This window comes from Halopseudomonas pelagia, assembly GCF_009497895.1.
Classification (GTDB): domain Bacteria; phylum Pseudomonadota; class Gammaproteobacteria; order Pseudomonadales; family Pseudomonadaceae; genus Halopseudomonas; species Halopseudomonas pelagia_A.
In genome coordinates this window covers 1,930,451-1,949,870 of the sequence record NZ_CP033116.1, presented here as the reverse complement: position 1 = coordinate 1,949,870, position 19,420 = coordinate 1,930,451, and the positions used below count along the sequence as shown (strand labels likewise).

General features: G+C 54.9%; 20 protein-coding genes. 4 read left to right on the top strand and 16 right to left on the bottom strand.

The window, feature by feature from the left end; translation table 11 throughout:
- The 3 genes from EAO82_RS09220 to EAO82_RS09210 all read right to left on the bottom strand — a co-directional run bounded on the left by EAO82_RS09220 (position 1) and on the right by EAO82_RS09210 (position 3,038).
- Entirely contained in the window at positions 1-852 is an 852-nt protein-coding gene (locus tag EAO82_RS09220) for a fumarylacetoacetate hydrolase family protein (RefSeq protein WP_096346435.1), read from the bottom strand.
- Positions 852-1,928, bottom strand: a complete 1,077-nt coding sequence (locus EAO82_RS09215; protein WP_096346436.1) for an amidohydrolase family protein — start codon at positions 1,926-1,928, stop codon at positions 852-854. Before EAO82_RS09215 ends, EAO82_RS09220 begins: the two co-directional genes overlap by 1 nt.
- Positions 1,929-2,312: 384 nt before the next feature.
- Positions 2,313-3,038 (bottom strand): TetR/AcrR family transcriptional regulator, encoded by a 726-nt coding sequence (locus EAO82_RS09210; protein WP_096346437.1) that lies wholly within the window; start codon positions 3,036-3,038, stop codon positions 2,313-2,315.
- A 180-nt stretch (positions 3,039-3,218) separates the two neighbouring features.
- On the opposite strand from EAO82_RS09210, the gene EAO82_RS09205 reads away from it, so the two are divergent.
- Positions 3,219-4,850: an ATP-dependent acyl-CoA ligase gene (locus tag EAO82_RS09205; protein ID WP_096346438.1), complete on the top strand. Its 1,632-nt coding sequence runs from the start codon at positions 3,219-3,221 to the stop codon at positions 4,848-4,850.
- A 71-nt stretch (positions 4,851-4,921) separates the two neighbouring features.
- On the opposite strand, the gene EAO82_RS09200 is transcribed toward EAO82_RS09205, so the two are convergent.
- Positions 4,922-5,722 (bottom strand): SDR family NAD(P)-dependent oxidoreductase, encoded by an 801-nt coding sequence (locus EAO82_RS09200; RefSeq protein ID WP_096346439.1) that lies wholly within the window; start codon positions 5,720-5,722, stop codon positions 4,922-4,924.
- A 105-nt stretch (positions 5,723-5,827) separates the two neighbouring features.
- Between EAO82_RS09200 and EAO82_RS09195 the strand changes: the two genes are divergently transcribed.
- On the top strand, positions 5,828-6,580 hold the full coding sequence (locus tag EAO82_RS09195; RefSeq protein ID WP_096346440.1) for a DUF2889 domain-containing protein: 753 nt from the start codon (positions 5,828-5,830) through the stop codon (positions 6,578-6,580).
- 98 nt (positions 6,581-6,678) lie between these two features.
- On the opposite strand, the gene EAO82_RS09190 is transcribed toward EAO82_RS09195, so the two are convergent.
- The 4 genes from EAO82_RS09190 to EAO82_RS09175 all read right to left on the bottom strand — a co-directional run bounded on the left by EAO82_RS09190 (position 6,679) and on the right by EAO82_RS09175 (position 10,571).
- Entirely contained in the window at positions 6,679-7,239 is a 561-nt protein-coding gene (locus tag EAO82_RS09190; protein ID WP_096346441.1) for an aromatic-ring-hydroxylating dioxygenase subunit beta, read from the bottom strand.
- A 34-nt stretch (positions 7,240-7,273) separates the two neighbouring features.
- Complete coding sequence (locus tag EAO82_RS09185) at positions 7,274-8,677, bottom strand: aromatic ring-hydroxylating dioxygenase subunit alpha (protein ID WP_096346442.1); 1,404 nt, start codon at positions 8,675-8,677, stop codon at positions 7,274-7,276.
- Between the two features lie 165 nt (positions 8,678-8,842).
- On the bottom strand, positions 8,843-9,841 hold the full coding sequence (locus tag EAO82_RS09180) for a fumarylacetoacetate hydrolase family protein (RefSeq protein WP_096346443.1): 999 nt from the start codon (positions 9,839-9,841) through the stop codon (positions 8,843-8,845).
- A 28-nt stretch (positions 9,842-9,869) separates the two neighbouring features.
- Positions 9,870-10,571 (bottom strand): SDR family NAD(P)-dependent oxidoreductase, encoded by a 702-nt coding sequence (locus EAO82_RS09175; RefSeq protein WP_096346444.1) that lies wholly within the window; start codon positions 10,569-10,571, stop codon positions 9,870-9,872.
- Positions 10,572-10,704: 133 nt separating this feature from the next.
- Between EAO82_RS09175 and EAO82_RS09170 the strand changes: the two genes are divergently transcribed.
- Together EAO82_RS09170 and EAO82_RS09165 are read left to right on the top strand one after the other, a co-directional pair.
- On the top strand, positions 10,705-11,100 hold the full coding sequence (locus tag EAO82_RS09170) for a Zn-ribbon domain-containing OB-fold protein (RefSeq protein WP_096346445.1): 396 nt from the start codon (positions 10,705-10,707) through the stop codon (positions 11,098-11,100).
- Positions 11,101-11,102: 2 nt separating this feature from the next.
- Positions 11,103-12,293 (top strand): thiolase family protein, encoded by a 1,191-nt coding sequence (locus tag EAO82_RS09165; protein ID WP_096346446.1) that lies wholly within the window; start codon positions 11,103-11,105, stop codon positions 12,291-12,293.
- Between the two features lie 3 nt (positions 12,294-12,296).
- Here EAO82_RS09165 and EAO82_RS09160 read toward each other — a convergent pair whose 3' ends face one another.
- From EAO82_RS09160 to EAO82_RS21110, 8 genes are all read right to left on the bottom strand, one after another.
- Positions 12,297-13,091 (bottom strand): IclR family transcriptional regulator, encoded by a 795-nt coding sequence (locus EAO82_RS09160; protein ID WP_096346447.1) that lies wholly within the window; start codon positions 13,089-13,091, stop codon positions 12,297-12,299.
- A gap of 110 nt (positions 13,092-13,201) precedes the next feature.
- A complete protein-coding gene (locus EAO82_RS09155) occupies positions 13,202-14,791 on the bottom strand; it encodes an MFS transporter (protein WP_096346448.1) in 1,590 nt (529 codons plus the stop codon).
- Between the two features lie 33 nt (positions 14,792-14,824).
- Positions 14,825-15,709: a fumarylacetoacetate hydrolase family protein gene (locus EAO82_RS09150; RefSeq protein WP_096346449.1), complete on the bottom strand. Its 885-nt coding sequence runs from the start codon at positions 15,707-15,709 to the stop codon at positions 14,825-14,827.
- 2 nt (positions 15,710-15,711) lie between these two features.
- Positions 15,712-16,653, bottom strand: coding sequence for a VOC family protein (locus EAO82_RS09145; RefSeq protein ID WP_096346450.1), 942 nt, complete (start codon positions 16,651-16,653; stop codon positions 15,712-15,714).
- Positions 16,654-16,690: 37 nt separating this feature from the next.
- The gene (locus tag EAO82_RS09140) at positions 16,691-17,449 is read right to left on the bottom strand and encodes an SDR family NAD(P)-dependent oxidoreductase (protein WP_096346451.1); all 759 of its coding nucleotides are present in this window, start codon (positions 17,447-17,449) and stop codon (positions 16,691-16,693) included.
- A gap of 50 nt (positions 17,450-17,499) precedes the next feature.
- Entirely contained in the window at positions 17,500-17,721 is a 222-nt protein-coding gene (locus EAO82_RS09135; RefSeq protein ID WP_096346452.1) for a ferredoxin, read from the bottom strand.
- Positions 17,722-17,957: 236 nt separating this feature from the next.
- On the bottom strand, positions 17,958-18,935 hold the full coding sequence (locus EAO82_RS09130) for an alpha/beta hydrolase domain-containing protein (RefSeq protein WP_143520305.1): 978 nt from the start codon (positions 18,933-18,935) through the stop codon (positions 17,958-17,960).
- On the bottom strand, positions 18,874-19,419 hold the full coding sequence (locus EAO82_RS21110) for an alpha/beta hydrolase domain-containing protein (protein ID WP_096346454.1): 546 nt from the start codon (positions 19,417-19,419) through the stop codon (positions 18,874-18,876). The genes EAO82_RS09130 and EAO82_RS21110 overlap by 62 nt, the downstream gene beginning before the upstream one ends.
- Position 19,420: the final 1 nt, after the last annotated feature.

Below are 19,420 nucleotides of genomic sequence, written 5' to 3'. Positions count from 1 at the left end.
TTAAGCGTTCTTTTCACTCACCACATTGCGCAGAGTACCGATGCCCTCAACCGAGGCCTCCACCACATCACCCGGATTGAGAAAGCGGCCGGTACCCATGCCTACGCCCGCAGGCGATCCGGTAAACAGAATGTCTCCACAACGGAAACTGGAGCGGGCCTGAACGAAGGCAATCAACTCGCCCACGTCCCAGGTCATCTCGGCGGTATTGCCGTCCTGACGCACCTCGCCATTGACTGCCAGGGTCAAGCGCAATTGCGGGGAGCCCTGTGGAAACTCATCTCGGGTCACGATCCACGGTCCCACACCTGTAGTAAGGTCCTGGCTTTTGGCGGCGAAAAGGTCCATCCCAATCCCTTTTGCCCCGCTGCGCTGCAGATCGCGCGAGCTGACGTCGTTGCCCACCGTGTAACCGAGTACCGACGCCAGGGGATCAGCAGGATCGATTTCATCCTTGCCTATGACCGCCACTAGCTCTACTTCGTGATCAAGCTCTTCGGTCAATGGCGGATATCGAATCGGGTCATGAGCGCCTATCAAAGCGCCATATGCCTTTAGGAATGCTACTGGCTGCTTGGGTGCATCAAGACCGAAGTCCTTGATCAGGTGGGCAAGATAGTTGGCCCCGGCGACCACCACCCGGTTGATCGGATCAACCGGAGCCAGCAGTTGAATATCCTGCATCGCAATCGGATCGGCCGAGAAAGACAGCGCACTGATGCCCTGGCCCGCAGTCACCAACGGCGCCCAATCCTTGAAGCTACCGTGAATTGGATTAACCGCCTCATGCTCCAGATCAACCACAGCCCAGAAAGGCGCTCCACTCTTGTAAGAGCATCTCGCCAGGCGCATTACGCACCTACCTTGCCAATCTTGGCTGGATCAAGATGCAACAACTCGCAAGCGTTCTTCCAGCGAATACGATCCATATCTTCAGAAGACAGCTTCAGGTCATCGGTCAGGTCGTGACGTACCGCATCGCTACCGCCGAAGTTAGACCCATAGAGCACACGATCAGCGCCAATGACTTCCACCATCGCCTGGCGCATCGGAACTTCGTGCAGCTCTACGTCAAAGTAGAAGTTGCGCAGGTACTCAAGGAACGGCTTCTTGTTGTATGACACATCCAGATTCGGATTGGTCTGCGCCATGCGCCCTAACTGATAAGGGACAAAGCCACCGCCGTGGGTGATGTATACCTTCAGGTTGGGGAATCGATCAAACACACCACCATTGATCATGTACCAGAAGCACTTTGCTTCATCGTAATTCATACCCACGATGGCAGTCGTTTCATAACGGTCAGTGTTGGCATCTTTGCCCCAAGTCACCGACTGGTTATAACCGTGCACAAACATCGGTAGATCGAGATCGCACAACGCTTCCCATACCGGGTCCATCTCAGGCGAATCAAATTCAAGTCCACCAAAGTTGGAGCCGCCCGCTACCAAACCTTTGGCGCCCAGTTCTGTGCAAGCACGGCGGATCTCTTTTGCCGCCTCAACCGGCACATTCAAGGGTGCGTGAGCCCAGAACATCAGTCTATCTGGCGCGCCTGAACAATATTTGGCGAGGGAATCGTTGACCGTTCTGGCGAAGGGGATACCGAACTCAGCCTCAGCCCAATACATGTAGCAATGGCTTGGTACCGAAAGCACCTGCGCATTCTGTCCTGCTGCATCCATGCTGGCGAGCCGGTGCTTGGGATCGGCCCATTTCGCCATATATTCAGCTACCTGCAGGGTTTCACCGCGGGCATGCGCTTCGCGCAGCGCCACTTTGCGCTCCGGCGCGCCCAGCGAGAGTATCCATTCACCAACCCGCAGTTTGATGTCGCCATCTGGCTGGGATTCAAACGCAGGGCCCCAATGGGGGTGCTGGTCATAGTACTCGGGGTGGGGGGCGTGGGCGTGCAGATCGATTAGCATGATAGTTAGCCTCAGTGTTGTTCTATTGGATGAGAGTCCAGCGGCCGCAGAACAGGCGCGGCTGAGCTCATATGCGCTAGCATTATGTAAATTGATCATAAATGGCAAAACTGTTCAAGTTATTTATGAGGCCAGCACAACAACAACCCAAATTTCAACCCAGGCCAGGGACGCGCAGTGACCACACGAAAGTCATATAGGCATTTGATAAATATACGATTAATAAAATATAACGAGGAGAGAAAAACGCAGAATCCGCTATAGGTGGAAAACGTGGGAAGGAAAAACGGGGAGGTTAAAGCGACATATTGATATCTTATGTCTAAAGCGACTTAGAATAACCAACAGCAAACCGGGGAGGTATTTGCCATACCTCCCATTCAATCAGCGGCGTGTGCGAGAAGTAGAGCCGGTGATGAGCGAAGCCACAAGGCGCTTGACCCGCGCGGGAAGCAGGCGTCTGCCGGTATTTTCTGGAACCAATATCTCGCTCAACACATAACGGATGATCATTTCACAAATCAACTCACGGTCAAGCTTGACCCCCAGCCTGGCGTCCCAGTCATCAAAAACTATATCCAATGTATCCTGGAAACGCAGGATCGAGTCGTGGAAAATGCGCCGGAAAAATCCGAGAGCATATTCTGGGGCCACCATAAGAAGTCGCTGAGCCCGACTTTCCTCAAGGTAGTCATCGATAAAATTGATAAGCGCATTCAACCGCGCTTCCGGATCCTCAACCACACCTATGGTATTGACCATAATCTGGTGAAAATTATCGCGCTTATGCCTGGAAAAGGTATCAAGCAAATCTTCCTGAGATGAAAAATACCGGTAGAAGGTGCCGCGGGAAACACCGGCCAGCTTGCACACGTCCAAGATCGATATCCGATCAGCGCCTGAGCGCAGAACAACTTCCTCAGTGGACTGCAGGATACTGTTAATGGTCTCTTCCGAACGACGATTAGGCTTAACTGCCCGGACTTTACCTCCCGCCGGGGACGTCGATTTGCTGGGAAGTGGAACACCTTTATTACCTTTGCCTGTTGACTCTGCTTTCACGCCCTTTCCAACAGGCGGTATAGCACCTTCGGCCTCATTATCCAGCATATGCACCCCCCTTTTTAAGCCTAGTTTTTGCGATTCTAGCAGATTAACTAGTCACTATAGCCAATTTCTGTTCAACTCTTGATAGAGACATCGCAAAAAATACAATATAGAATGCGATTCTCTATCAGAAATATAAAAGTTAGGCTCCATGCTGCGAGCCGCACCCGGAGGAAATTTATCATGAGCGGTACTGGTAACCCCGACACCTGGTCACTCGGAGAACAGGACACCATCATTGCAGCCCTGGACCGAGCAGTAGCAAGCCATCCAGACCGTGTATTCCTAGACTTCAGTGGAAAACTATACACATATAGTGAAATTGACTCAATTTCAACCATGATGGCTCACTCCCTCTCATCGCTGGGTGTATGTGCAGGCCAGACGGTTGTCACCATGCTGGACAACAATATTGATGCGGTAGTGAGTTGGCTAGCGATCAACAAACTCAGTGCTGTCAGCGTGCCGATTAATACCGCTCTGCGTGGCGAGTTTCTCCGGCATCAAATTGCCGATGCGGATACTCAGCTGGTGATTTGCGAGGCCGCGTACATGGACAGGATTACGGCCGTGTGTGAGCAGCTGCCAGCACTCAAGCGCATCTTGCACCGCGAAGCCCTGCAGGCCTCCGTTGACGGTCCTATTACGGTCGAGCCGTTGGATCAATACCGCGATAACAAAACCACGCCGATACCGAGCAAACCGAAACCCTCTGACCTGTCGTGCCTGATCTACACTTCTGGCACCACTGGACCGTCTAAGGGCTGTATGGTGAGCTATAACTTCATGTGCAACCTGGCACGACTGCAGTTGCGTGCAGGACCAGCTACGGCAAACGACGTAACCATTACGCCCTTGCCGCTATTTCATATGAATGCGCTCTGCGTCACCATCATCGCCAGTGTTCTGGTGGGCGCAAGAGCAGCCATTCTGCCGCGTTTCTCGGTCTCCAATTTCTGGCCAGAGGTTGAGCGAAGCGGCGCCACCATTGCATCCATACTTGGCGGCATGGGCGGACTGCTGGCGCAGGCGCCTGATAATGACGCCATGCGTCGCTGCTTTGGTCAGATCCACACTGCCCGCGGTAACCCCTATACCGAGGAGACCAAATCAATCTGGCGTGAACGCTTTGGTACGCCGCTCGTTGGCGGCAATGGTTACGGCCTAACTGAAGCTTGCGTCATCACTACCTTGGCTGCCGGCGAGTACGCTAAACCCGGCTCATCCGGCAAACGCATTGCTGATTTTGATGTCCGCATTGTCGACGAGAATGACCAGGAGTTGCCGGCAAACACCGCTGGCGAAATAGTCGTTCGGCCCCTACGGCCGGATATCATGTTTCAAGGCTATTGGCGGCGGCCTGAAGAAACCCTCAAGCTCATGAGGAACATGTGGTTCCACACCGGTGACATTGGCAAGTTTGATGAAGACGGATTCTTCTTTTTTGTTGATCGCAAAAAAGACTATCTGCGCCGTCGCGGCGAAAATATTTCCAGTTTTGAGATGGAATCAGCTTTTGCCGTGCACCCGGCCATCTCAGAAGTGGCGGTACACGCGGTGCTCTCGGACAAGGGTGAGGACGACGTCAAGGTCACAGCCATTCTAAATGACGATGCCAAACTTAGTGAGGAAGAGCTGTTTCACTGGGCTACGGACTGCGTGCCTTACTATGCCCTGCCCCGCTACATCGAGTTTCGTAGCTCATTGCCAAAAAATCCTCAGGGGCGAGTACTCAAGTATCTGCTGCGTGATGAGGGAAAAACGCCTACAACCTGGGATTTGGAAGCGACAGATATCAGTGTGAAAAAGCGCTGATAACAACCACAACAATCAAGCCCGCTTCAACGCGGGCTTTGATATGTACAACCTCCTAGACCTAAAGGACCTTAGTACTCCCGCACCGGCACATCTGCAGGGCGCGAATTGTAGCGAGGCAAATGAATACCCCCGTCCACATGCAGGGATTCCCCAGTCATGTAGCGCGACATTTCAGAAGCCAGAAAAGCAACTACTGGCCCGATATCATCCTCTGGATCACCGCTGCGACCCAAAGGTCGCATGGCCGCAGACCGTTCAGCAAATCCGGGATTTTCAGCCGCCAGCTTGTGGAAAGTGGCCCCCATGGCAGTCGGGGCAATGGCGTTCACGCGGACATTAAAGCGACCCCATTCAGCCGCCGCGCTCCGCGTCAGTCCGACGATGGCAGATTTGGCAGTGTTATAGTCCGAGTGCAGCCAAGCGCCAATTTCAGTATCGATCGAGTAGAAGTTGATGATAGATCCACCCCCGCGGGCACGCATGTGGGGTAACGCAGCACGCATCGACCACCATGCAGCCCAGACAGTGGTGTCCAGGGTCTGCTTGAGCATTTCGTCAGTCTTGTCTTCCATCAACACATTGGGTGTTGGCGCAAAGGCATTGTTTACCAAGGTATCAAGCCCACCGAACTCGTCGACAGCGGCCTGAATGGCTGCATTGATGCTGTCTTTGCTTGAGACGTCCGTCTTGAAAAAGAGCGCTTTCCCGCCCAGAGCCCGGAGATCGGCGGTAACTGCGTTACCCAAGCTTTCGTTAAGCTCCGCCACCACAACACTGGCACCTTGTTTGACGAAGTAGCGGGCGACGCCTTCACCTATTCCACCACCAGCGCCGGTGATCAGGGCGACTTTATCTTCAAGTAGTCTCATATCGGCAACCTTTTTAATAAACACTTTTTTTGTTAATGTTCATATTAAATCATATTCAGGATGGACATACAGCACTAATCCATCATTATCATAAAGGTCAACAGCATGATTTTTCGTCGACGTATTGAAATTCACCAGCACCCCGACGGCGAAATGCGAGCCGCTCTGGAGGACGACTTTCATCACTTCCGGGTCAGTATCCGGCATGCTCAGGGCCTGGTCACCGATGTGCGCGGCTACGCTGTACGTTTTCCCTATACAGCCTGTCCAGGCGCCGCAGCGCCTCTTCAGTCGCTGATTGGCATGCCGTTGTCAGAAGTAGCTCACAGCGTGACACGGGCAACCGACGCCAGGCATCAATGCACTCACATGCTCGACCTGGCAGGCCTTGCCATTGCTGCGGCCGCCAACAAGCTGACCCAGCGCGTATATGACATAACCGTTCCTATGCGCGTGGCCGGGGTTACTACCTCCACCCTCCTGCGCGACGGCAATATTTTCTTGCAATGGACAACTACCGGTACGTTTGTTCAGGATCCAGAGCCGTACCGAGGAATCGATTTGAACCACGGCATGGCCGGCTGGGCTATTGCCAACCTGCCTACTGAAGAGGCGGAAGCGGCTTTGATATTACGCCGCTGTACGACCATCTCCCGCGGGCGCGAGTACGATCTGGACGAAATGCCTCACGCCAGGGTGACTGGCCTCTGCTACGCCCAGCAACCCGTTAGAGCACAGCAGGCCATGCGCATGAAAGGCTCTACAGAGGATTTTACCGATCGTGCAAGCCAACTTTGCGCAAGCGATCAGGATTGGTTCGCCGGTAACGAGCCGGAAATCATTCAAACCCAGCGTTGAGGTGATCGTTTCCCTTTTCTGGATAAAACAAAGCCTGTCTTTTGCAAGACAGGCTTTGTCCCCCGCATGGTCGGCTGTGACCACAGCCGACCAAACCCTTAAAGGAAGATGGCCAGATTGGCCGTTCCCAGCACAGATTGATCGAGGAGCGCCTCTCGACGTGCCAGCTTGAAATTGCCGTCCGCCTCACGGCGCAGGATGTCATGGCGTTCACAGCTGATCACATCAACATGATGCTCACTGAAACGGCTACGCGTCAGCAGCAGATAGCTGACTACCGCCAGCTCGTCAGGCTTGTCTGTTTCACGCACCATCACGTTGGTCACCAGGCGGCGAGTCCGCGATGGCGGATCCTCGGCCCAGGCGCTCTTGCCAGACAGTCGCAGGATACGACCCATAACCGAGCGGTAATCATCATGGAAATGCTGAACCGTGCGAATAAAACTTTTGGCATGGTCCGCGCCAAGGCGCGTATGGCGCAATGGCGCCGTATAGATCAGGTCGGTGGCCAGTAGCTGACCCCATTCGCCGAGACGTAGCTGATCCAATAACGCGGCCTCTTCGTACATGAAAGTCAGCACTGCGTTGTATTCAGCCGACCCCACCGCTATTGCTTTTCCCGGAGCGGCTGCCGGGATATTTTCTTGAACTTGCTGCATGAGAAGCTCCTGTTTTTATTTGTCCGGGGTGTGTTTATTCGGCGTTCATCAGCTCGTTCCAGTAGAGCCACCAATGCCATTGGGTGTCGTCCTTGGTAAAGCCCTCGTTGACGATGCCAGGCCCAGGCCAACCTTCTGGTTTGCCCGTCTCGTAAACGGCCTGATACTTCAAGGTCATATGGCGGCCCATTGCCCCCTTCGCCGACAGGGTCATATGTGGCCAGGTGTCGGAATCATCCTGTTCAACCATGCCAGAGGTCCCGAACAGCTGAATGGTCTGTTTGAGCATCTTCTCGCGAAGCTCTTCAGGTGCATCCTTCTCGGCAAAGATCCAGTTGCAGAACTCCAGCTGGTTTGGACCACGGGGGATATAGGTATGCAGTGTCATCGAACCGACGACTGAACCATCAGGCTGCGGAATATAGACGAAGCCGAACAGAATATTAGGGAACATGCCACCTACCTGAGGCGGCATGGACGTCAATACCTTGAGCTGATCCTCGCTCAGATTCCCCGCCAACTGGTCGACCATTTCTTTGGTCATCCCAGCGGGTGGAAGCGCATTCAGCTTCTCCTGTACTGACAGATCGTCTGGCTCAAGACCCGTCAACCGGCGGATTTTGCGCGCCAGGTCGATGCACCGCAGCGCATGGCCATGCGGCGAACTCACCTCAACGCCATACATTTCTGGCGTCAGGTCCGGCTCATCATCATCCGTCTCAGCCCCGCCTTTTTTAGCGTAGTTACCTACCTCACCCAGCCAACGGTGCAGGGTCAGCGTATGGAATCCGTCAGCTGCCGACTGCTCACCAGCGGTTTTCCAGTTGGCGTTGACCATAAATCGCTGGGGTGGCCCAAGAACCTCCATCCCCTTATCGGTACGCTGGAACAGAATGTCGTAATACCACTTTGCGTCGCCCAGGAAGTCGTCGAATGACGGACCTTCAATGTTCCAGGTAGCAAAGATCAATCCGCCATACAGTACTGAACGCGCTTTTTTCAGGCCCAGCTCGGATTCAGGCAGCATTGTGCCGTGCATGCATTCGCGCTTGACCGGGGAGCCGATAAAGTCACCATTCGGTCGGAAAGCCCAACCGTGATAAATACATTTATGAATCTGTGTGTTACCGCAATCGGTCAGCGCCACACGCATGCCACGGTGCGGGCAGACGTTCAAAGTCACGTGGATCTCATTTTGCTTGTCGCGGGTCACAATAACGGAGTCGCCGCCGATGTCGCGGACCATAAAATCATTCGCGTTGGGGATTTCGGACTCATGACCGAGCAGCACCCAGGTCTTGCCGAAGATCTTTTCCATTTCCATCTGATAAATTTCAGGGTCCGAGAGCACGCGCATTTGCACTTCACGCGTCTCTGGGTAGATCAAATCAGAAATCTTGGTGCCATCGGAAAGCACCTGGCTGGTTTTAGTAAGCATGTTCGCCTCCAGTTTTATTAGGGGTCTTATCAGGCCGCGCTAAGCATCTATTGATTAATGCTTGGTAACTCTTAGCTCAGCGCCAAGCAAATCACATTGAAAGACATTTGTGAACAGATTTTGGCGATCTGTATCAATTTGACCGAAATGTTTCATCAGACTTTTTCAAAACGGATTGCCTTTCTCCCCTACTTGAGTACGCAACATGCCGATTCCGTCTACTTCCAGTTCGATCACGTCACCAGGCTTGAGATTACGTAGCTGCTCAAGGCCGCAACCGTTACCTACAGTGCCCGAGCCCAAAAACTCTCCACTGTGCAGGGTCTCGGACTGCGATACATGGGCGATGACATCTTCAAACTGCCAGCGCATATCGCGCGTATTGCCCCGGCCCCACTCCTCGCCATTCACTCGGGCGATCATATTCAGATCATACGGATCTTCGAGTTCATCCGCCGTAACCAGGCAGGGACCCATAATATTGGCGGTATCAAAATCCTTGCCCTTCGCCGGGCCGAGCATGCCGCTCATCTCTTTTGCCTGAGCATCTCGGGCGCTGATGTCATTGAAAATCGTGTAGCCGAAAATGTGCTGCCGAGCGTTTTCACGGGTAATGTCCTTGCCGCGCTTGCCAATGTAGCAGCCAAATTCAAGCTCGAAATCCAGCGCTTTGCTGTAGGCAGGCCACTCGAACTGATCGTCCACCCCTACCACGGCAAACCGATTGCACTTGTAGTAGATCGGCTGGCGGTTGAAGGTATCCATTACACGGTCATCGGCGCTGGTATTCATGGCCTTGAGCGTCGCTTCCGGGTCAGGGGTGCGCATCGCACGAAGACGGCGAGCAGCAGCAAAACTCTGACGCAGGTGCAGCTCAAAACAGGAAAAATCGCGCATCTGCGGTGGTGGTTGGATAGGCGCTCTCAATCGCACGGATGCCCGCGCCTGGACTGCCGCCGAGGGTGCCTTGGCGACAAGATTGCGGGCCAGCTCCATACCTTCATCGCCTGCCTCTGCAAGCGAAAGAACGCTGGACAGCGCTGCAGCTCGCCCTCCGTGCAACTCGGTGTAAGCCTGTTGCAGATCAAGCACTGACTGATCCTGCTCAATCAAGGCACCGGCCAGTTCCAGGCCTTCGCTATTTACAAAAGTGACCAATCTCATGGCAACAATCTCCCATTCACTAAGCTATTCATACTCGGCCACTTACCGGCAGACAGGCCCCAGTGATTACCTGACCCTCGGCCGACAGCAAAAAGGCTATAACGGCAGACAGCGCTTCGGGTGTCACCCAGGCGCTGAAATCCTGATCCGGCATATCAGCCCGGTTGTTGGGTGTATCGATAATACTGGGCATGACCGCATTGACCGTGACGTCGCGGGTTTTCAATTCTTCGGCGAGCGATTCGGTAAAGCGCGCTACGCCGGCCTTGGACGCTGCATAGGCAGCAACGCCCAATCCAGCCTTGTTGGCAGCCAACGCACTGACGTTGATCACGCGACCATTGCCCGCACTCAGAATATGCGGCAACGCCGCCTTGGTGCTGACGATCGCGGTACGCACGTTCATCTGATAGAGGCGGTCCCAGGTGTCCAACGAGCCTGATTCAAACGTTTCCCAGGCGAAGCCACCAGCAACATTGACGACCGCGTTGATACGCCCAAAGGTCTCAATCACTTGGTTCATCGCTTGCTCGGCGGACGCCGTTTCGGTCAGATTGACCATGCCCAGGGGAAGAAAGTCAGCGGAAGCTGTCAACGCGGCAGGCACGTCACTCAGATCCAGGGCCGCTACTCTAGCCCCCCGCTCAAGCAACAATTTGGTCAGCGCGCTACCGAGTACACCAAAGCCGCCTGTGACTATTACTGCGCGGCCTTGCAGAGAAAGGGTCATGAGCGACCTCCACAAGTGAGTCTTATTAGATAGGCCAATGCAAGGCCCAGTAGATTTAGATTAGAACACTTTTTTAATATGTGTACAAATGCTAACCTTGGGTTATCCAAGTTGTTAAGACAGGATTTATCCGATGCCGAGAAAGCTGCCCGCCCTCACCGGTGACAACCGCGCCTTTTGGCAAGGTGGTGAAAACAACGCGCTGCTGATCCACCGCTGCAGCGCCTGTACTCGTTACTTTCACCCGCCCAGTCCTGTTTGCCCCGCGTGCAACAGCTTTGAAGTGGGTCCGCAGGCCGTATCGGGAAAAGGCCAGGTCGCCAGCTTTACCATCAACCACCAGCCCTGGACACCTGAACTGCAGGAGCCCTTCGTGATTGCCATCGTCGAGCTGGTGGAGCAGGCAGGTCTGCGCTTCGTCAGTAATATCGAAGGGATACCGGTGACAGACGTCTTTATCGGGATGCCCGTCAGAGTGCACTTTCAGCAGGAAGACGATGTATGGCTTCCCCTATTTGTTAAGGATTGAGCATGTTTGACCGTCTGTACGAAAAAGATGTCGCTATTACCGGTATTGGTCAATCCGAGGTTGGCCGCCCTTCGCAGTTGTCAGCCATGCGGCTGACCGCAGACGCCTGTCTTGAGGCCATTGCCGATGCGGGACTGACCCGGGACGAGATCGATGGGGTAGCGTGCTGGCCGGGTGACAACAATAACGGTGACAGCTTTTCTCCGGTCGGGCCGAACGCGCTTAAAAATGCACTTGGCTTGAACGTAAACTGGTTTGGCGGCGGCTATGAGGGGCCCGGCCCCCTAGCCGGCATCATCAATGGGGTCATGGCCATTGCCAGCGGCATGTGCCGAAATGTGCTGGTATTTCGCACCATTACCGAGTCCTCTACCCGGCAACACAACAAGCAAGCTTCAGCCCTGACGAATAAAACTCAGGGACGGGATAGCAGTTTTGCCTGGCAGTGGTACACCCCGTTCAATGTGCTCTCGGCGGCAAATCTGATGGCCATGTATGCGCAGCGGCATTTTCATGACTATGGCACCACCTCGGAACAGCTCGCACAAATCGCTCTGACCTGCCGGCGCAACGCCGAGCTCAACCCCAAGGCGGTTTATCGTACACCGATGAGCATGGACGATTACATGCAGTCGAGGATGATATCCACGCCATTGCGTATGTTCGATTGCGATGTGCATTGTGATGCATCGACCGCCATCATCCTGTCGCGCCGTGATGCCGCCAAAGACGGGCGCAACCCGCCGATCCGGATCGAAGCCATGGGTGCAGCGCTTAACCAGCCATGGTCCTGGGATCAGATTTCGCTGACCCAGGGCGCGGCGTTCGATGTCGGGCGCATGATGTGGGCACGTACCGATTTGAAACCCAAAGATGTCGGCTCCGCGCAGCTCTACGATGGCTTCTCAATACTGACCATGATCTGGCTAGAGGCTCTGGGACTGTGTCCGGTAGGGGAGAGCGGGCGTTTTGTTGAGGGCGGGCAGCGTATCGCGCTAGACGGTGAGCTGCCGTTGAATACCAATGGCGGCCAGCTCTCCGGAGGGCGCACCCACGGCCTGGGCTATGTGCACGAAGCCTGTTTGCAACTATGGGGTCGCGCCGACAAGCGCCAGATTGCTGATCACCAGGTAGCGGTCACGGCCGCCGGGGGCGGACCGCTGGGCGGCAGCCTGTTGTTGGTGCGCGACTGATAATCAGAACAGCACGCTTCCCAACTCCTTGCCCAGATTACGCAGTGACTGCCCCAACTCTGCAATTCCGGCTTCATCGCGCTGACCACGAAACATCACGGCCGACACGGTGAAGTCGATGGTCTCGGAGGGAGAATAAACCGGTGCCGCCACTGCCAGGATGCCGATTGAAAAGTGGCCATCGTCGATGGACCAGCCGAGCTTGGCCGCATCCCGTACCTGCTCACAATATTCTTCGTAGGACAGCGCCCCACTCCAGCGAATATTGTCGAAGATAGCCTTGGGCTGCGGCTGGTCCAGATCGAGTTGCGAGGCAAATAAACGCCCACTGGCGCCCATTAGAATTGGCAACCGCTGACCTTCGCTCATGTCGATCCGCACATCGGTAGGACACGCAGCAGAGCTGACGATAACAATCCGGTCGTTACCTATGCGCCGCCACAAGGTGACGGTCACCTTTGAGCGAGCAGCAAATTTCTCCAGCAAGGGCTTGGCCAACTGCACCTTTTGCCCTTGGGTGACGAATTGCTCAACTAAGCGGGCGAGCCCCAAACCGGCGGAATAACGCTTTGACATGGGGCTGAAATCGACCATATCTTCGGCCACCAGCGTTCTAAGAATATTGAAACAAGTGCTAGGGTTTATATCCAGCTTTCTGGCGATATCTACTGAACGCTCTGGCGCTGCAGCCTGACTGAGAAAACGAAGAATACGCACGGCATTCACGACCGGCTTTACTGTGACCAAGGACGATGACTTGGCAGCGCTTCTATCACTGATATTGACTTCAGCATCCATTTTTACATCTCCCCCTTAGACGCAGGGATCAACTGATCCCAAATATGAGGCGCTAATAATGGCCTGCCAATGATTCTATATCAAGAATTGTATTTTTAAATCAATTTTTATCACCATCCGTCCATGGCATTCGGCTGATGGATATAGCGCTTGGTGGCCACATCTGTACTGATGACGTAGCGCTGCAACTGACTTTCCGTATTCTGATCGGCTTGGGTAACTCTGTCTCTTTGCCGCAAATAGCCCAACCATGACTCTACTATAAAGCGCTCTACAAAACGGTTTGGGTCAGCCAGGTCACGATAGAGTCGCCAGTTGCGCGCCCCATTACGACGCCGGGATTGTCCCACCGCATAAGCACATTTTATGAAGTCCTGCTGAAACTCATCAAGTGCCCAATAACTGATCTCGACGGACACTGGACCGTCAGAGTGATTGATCTCGGCAGCTACCACCAGTTCGTCCGTCTGCGATACCGTGCGGTAATCAGCTTCGCTACCAAGCACAAATACTCCATCGCGGGTCAACCAAAGCCCCAGGACTATACTCACCGCAGCCAACAGCAGGCTGTTGGTCGTTCCCAGGTAGTCTGCAATCAGCCCCCACACCGCGCCCCCGACCGCCATCGCGCCCATATACATGAGCAAATATACCGAAGCGACCCGGGCCCTGACCCAGTCCGCCGCGCAGGTCTGCACAATGGTAGCAACCGTGGCATTGACTGCCATCCAGGCAATCCCGGCTATGACCAGAAGCAGCCAGACGACCCAGACCACATCGGTCAGCGAAACCGCCGCGGTAACGATAGCAAAAGCAACTGCCCCTACAACCACCAGCTGGCGCAGCGCGACAAGACGATATAAACGCGTGAGATTGAGCGCCGCAATGACCGCGCCTGCACCCAGCGCGGCCATCAACAGGCCATATCCATCCGCTTCCATCTGCAGCTGATCCTTGGCTATAAGTGGCAATAGCGCCCACAGGGCACTGGCGCAGCTGGTAAAAATAAAAACTTGTTTCAGCGAGCTGACCAAAGATACCGAGTGCCGAATGTAGCGCAAACCACTGCGCATTCCTCCGAGGAAAGTCTCCGGGGGCAGCACATTACTGACTCGGACAGGCCGCCAACCGAACAGAAATAGAATCACCCCCATAAAACAACAGGCGATCAAAAGAAACATCGAAGCCTGGCCCGCCACAGCAATAAGCAGGCCGCCGATGGCGGGACCCAGTGCACGCGCAACATTGGTTGAAATAGCATTGAGTGCCACTGCGGCGGGCACAATTTCTCGCGGGATCAGTGTCAGAGTAACGGCCATCCACGCTGACATACTCAGCGCACTTCCGGTGCCCAATAAAAAAGTCAGCGACAACAGCATCCAGGTGCTCAGGCTCCCGGTAGCGGCCAATACAAAAAGTATACTTGCAGCCGTCAGCATCACCGACTGAGTGAACAGCAGCCAGTATTTGCGATTCACCAAGTCCGCAATTACTCCTCCAGGCAAACCGAATAAAAACACAGGCAGAGTCATGGCGGTTTGCACCAGCGACACCATCCAAGCTGAATCGGTAAGCCCAGCCATGATCCAGGCAGCGCCTACTGTCTGCATCCAGATGGCAATATTGATGACTGCACCCGCGCTCCAAAATAGGCGAAACTGACGGTGCTTCAACGGATACCAGGTGGCCCCTTGATTCATGGTTGCCTCTCGCCGGGGGACTGAGTTGATGAGTCAGACAGTGGGATAACCTAGCCGTCCCGCTTGCCTGACCTGAGCAAGAATGCGCTGCGGACCAACTTCATTGCGCAGCATGCCGATGCCCTCAATATGTGCTTCCAGAATGTCTCCTGACTGGAGAAAACGTCCGTCCTCGAGTCCAACCCCGTGGGTTGATCCGGTAAAAACCAGATCCCCTGGGCGCAACGTGATACGCGCATCCAGATAGTTCAGCAGCTCATCAACTGCGAAAATCATTTCCCGAGTGTTGTCCTGCTGACGAACTTCGCCGTTGATGGTCATGCGCATATCCAACTGCGGTTGTCCGCCACCGCCCAATTGATCCAATGTGGTGATCCACGGACCGACCGGTGTCGTGCAATCCATGCCTTTCTGGGTAAACAGATCTAGCCGCCCCAACGCGCGGCCCGCATCCCGCGCACTGATATCGTTGCCGACGGTGTAACCCATCACGCAGGACGAAGCCGCAACGGCGTCGCCGAGTGGCTTGCCGATCACCGCTACCAGCTCGATTTCATAATCCAGCTCGCCCGTCATCGCAGGGTAAAAAATCAGGCCGTAGGGATCAACGATGGCAGAATCGGGTTTGATATAGGCGAGTGGATGAGGAGGCGCGGTACTGCCCAGGCGAGTCAGGTGCGATAAATAATTGAGCCCGACTCCAAATATACGAGCGCCGGGCTCAACGGGCGCTAAAAGGCGAAACGTATCCGACTCGAGGGTTGTGGTCGAAAGGTCGAGCGCCGACATATTTCCAGTGTTGATCTCGCCGGCCCACTGCGAAAACGGGGCATTGATGCGCTGGCCGCTGCTGGAATCCGGATGCAGAAGAAGCCAGAAACGCGCTCCCGCCGCATCTTCTACTCGTGCCAGACGCATTTCTAGGCTTTCTTGGCGGTAAATTCCGGATCGCCAACCTCTTCCGGGGTTTTGACGCTAGGCCCCAAAATTGGGCCAACCAATTCGTGGCCCCACACGCTCATCTTCTCCGGATTCAGCTCGAACCCATCGTCATGCCATGGTTCACTTTCAGCGATGCACTCAAAGGCGAAGCCTGACGGATTGAAGTGGTAGAACGAAACATGCGGGTCCTGGGAATGCTGCCCCAGTGTCATCATCATCTGCAGTTCGCGCTTCTTGACGATATCGTAGGTCTCGCCCACATCGCGCAGGCTGCCGACGAACATGCCGACGTGTTGAATCCCCATACGGCCCGGAGCGTGTCCGTAGGCAATATCATGACTGGTGGAGGTATTCAGCTTGGAGCGGAAAAAGCCGGTCTTGCCCTTGCCCGCGCCCGAACCGTACCAGTGAAAGCCCATGATATTGATAAGGAAATGCTCCAGTTCCGGCGGAAACTCGGGCGTCATCAGCACGACATGGCCAAGACCTCTTTTGTCAGCCAGGTAGCCGCCATGGCGGCGCCCAGGCACAAAGGAGTCGGGAAGCCATTTTTGCCCATAGAACAGCTCATGCCGAAAACCGACCGGGTCAAAGAAGCGGATCAGTTCCTTGACGCCGCGCTTCTCGCACAGATCTGCGTCTCCAACGGTAAACTCCACGCCAGCATCGGTAAACGTCTGGCAGGCTGCCTTGAATTGCATCCGTCCTTTGGCTTCCCAACCGAGGTAGGCCAGCCGATCAACCTTGCCAGGGTGGAAAGCAAAACGGTGGCGGCGATCATCGATACGGAAGTACAGCGAATCCGGATCGCTTTCCGGATTCTTGCCTATCGCAAAACCCATTACCGACGGGCCATAATCGCGCCAGGCTTCGAGGTCAGTGGCTTCAAAGCCCATGTAACCCAGTCCAATAATATCCATCTGCTTCTCCTCGTTCTATCAGACGCCGGCGGATGGCTTATATAGCCAGCAATCCACCATCAATGACGATATCCGATCCGGTGATGAAGGACGCCTCATCGGATGCCAGGTAAACGGCCAGCGAGACAACCTCTTCGGGCTGTCCGGGCCTGTCCATCAGCACGCCGTCTAGCAGCGCGGCGCGCGCTACCGGGTTTTCCATGAACGCGGCGGTACCCGGCGTGGCGACAAAACCAGGACTGATGCTGATCGCACGAATGCCCGCAGACGCACCTTCGACGGCGAGTTGGCGGGTAAAGGAAACCACGGCCCCCTTGGCAGCCGAATGCGCCGAGATACCGGCTACTTTGGAGCCACCCCAGGCAGCGGTGGACGACACATTCAGAATCACCCCCTTGCGTTCAGCCAGATGATTCCAAGCGTATTTGGTGGTGTAGAAGATCAGGTCCACTTCGTTGCGAATAGTGAAGTGCCAGTCTTCGATGGTCATATCCTGTACCGGCGCAAAGCGTGCGGCAGATGCATTGTTATAAAGAACATCAATCCGACCATGCTCGGCTACGGCAGACTCGACCCAGGCTTTCGCCTGTTCATGGTCACCCAGATCGACCGGGGCATAGCCATGAAGGATATACCCCTCCTGCGCCATCAGATCCGCGGTAATCTTGTTTTCGTCTTCATTGGTATCGCAACCGACTACAGTCGCGCCCTCACGAGCAAAACGCAGCGCTGCAACCCTACCCTGCCCGCCACCGGTACCGGTGATGAGCGCAACTTTGCCTTCCAAACGTCCCATAACAATCTACCTCGACCATCTGTTTGATTATCTGCTGGCAAATACGACGCTCAAGCTTCGATTTTTTCCAGCCAGATGGCCTCGGCAGGGCAAGCTTCAGCCCCTTCGCGCGCGGTCTCTTCCAGCTCTGGAGTTACCTTGTCATCGTCAAAGTAAACCAGGCCTTCAGCGTCGAGCTTGTAAACCTCTGGACAGATTGAAGCGCATAAGCCATAACCACAGCAGCGGCTGCGGTCGGCTACGGCACGATAAATGATGTTATCTGAACTCATACTCTTATCCTCTTTGTCAGGCTCAGCCACAAGACGATAATGAACAATAAATTCATTTTTGTAAATTTTTAGTTGGCTAAACGTCGCAATTTTCCAATTTACGTTGTGATGCCAACGTTTCGCTTGAGCAGAATAACTAAATAATTCGTTTAAAATCAAAAGCTAAATCATGTTTCGTACTGATTTATAAGAGAATTTTTTATAAAAACATAAATGCGATTTATGTTCAATTTAACTCAAGGTAACACCTGCACTCGGCCCGCGGCATCCATAAGCGCTTGCCCATCCACGGGACGAATATAGCCCCTTTCCACCGCCGCCTCGGTAGCCGCCGTCCACGCCGTGACGAAGGCCTGCTGCGTCGGATACAAGGTGTCCAGCTCATCCGCGCTGAGCGGCTCGGTAGTTCCGAATAGCCGGCAAAAGCCCTCGCCGCCGCTGTTGTCTGTGCCGCTCAACATCGCTAGCGGCACATCAACAAAAGGCGTGCGGATGCCACCGAGGGCATTGCCCTGTGCATCGCGCGCATAGCCAGGGCTGTAGGGCGTGAAGTCGATAGTTTGTAAGGTCTCTGCCGAGGCCGGTGGCGTACCGGTTGTGATCCATTCATTGAGTGCATGCACCGCAGCGCTGAGCACGAAACTCATCGGACCGGCATTGATTGGTTTGTCGCAGTTGATGAAGCCGAACACCGTGCTCGGCGGATCCAATAGTGCCTCTAGCGCAAGTAAAGCGCCCTCTCCATCGCCCATGTCGATCAATCCAATGCCGCCACCGTACACGTCAAAGTGCGCCGTTCCGGCGACTTCCCAGAGCCGGTAGGTTGAGGTATCGGCCTGGCGCGTCGCCTCGTTGACATCAGTTTCAGTCTGGAACATCAGGACCGGTACGCCCAGGTCTAAGCGAATTTCCGTCGAACCGGAGACGTCATCGGCTGTGGCCAGCGGCGCGGCATTGGCCAGGCGGCTTTGCAGCAGGTAGCCATCATAGACAGTCACCAACGGGTGGACAGCGTTGGCATAGGAGACCAGCCGGTAGGCTGATTGCGACTCCCCTGCCGCCAGCACCCGCTTGGGTCGCAGCCCATTTAGCAGAACATCAGCGTGATCCCGCACAGCCTGCCCAGCTTGCGAGAAGATGTCGTAGGAATAGTTATCCCCGGGGTGCAGCAGACTGGCATATCGCTCGGAATCCATGGCTTTGGTACTGGCCACCCCCGGCTGCCTGCGCGGACAGGCTGATCAGTGCATAACCTTCGCGAATCAATTCGTTGTGCGTATAGGTCCAGACCGGGCTGGAATCGCTCCCGCTGGTGACGTTCATCCATTCGATGATAACAGTGCCATTGAACGCTTCGGCATCCAGTGGCTGGTAGACAACCGCCCGCGTGACGTAAGCGGCGCTGTCATTCTCTTCGACGTCCCACTGCCCATCCGTACCGAGCGACTGCCCGCCCTTTGGCAGGTAAGAAACAGCAGTCCCAGAAAGGATGAATTCCTTTTCACTGTAGCCGACACTGTCCATCGCAAACTGCAGGTCTGCGGCCAGGGCCGCCTCCCCCGCACCGCCGGCAGCGGCTTCGATACGCGGCACTTCCGCGCGAAGATCGTCCTCCTTGCTGTCACTGTTGTCGTCATTGTTGCAGCCAACCAAAGCCAGGGTGGCAGCGAGCAGACCTGCGCCGAATGCTTTATGCATG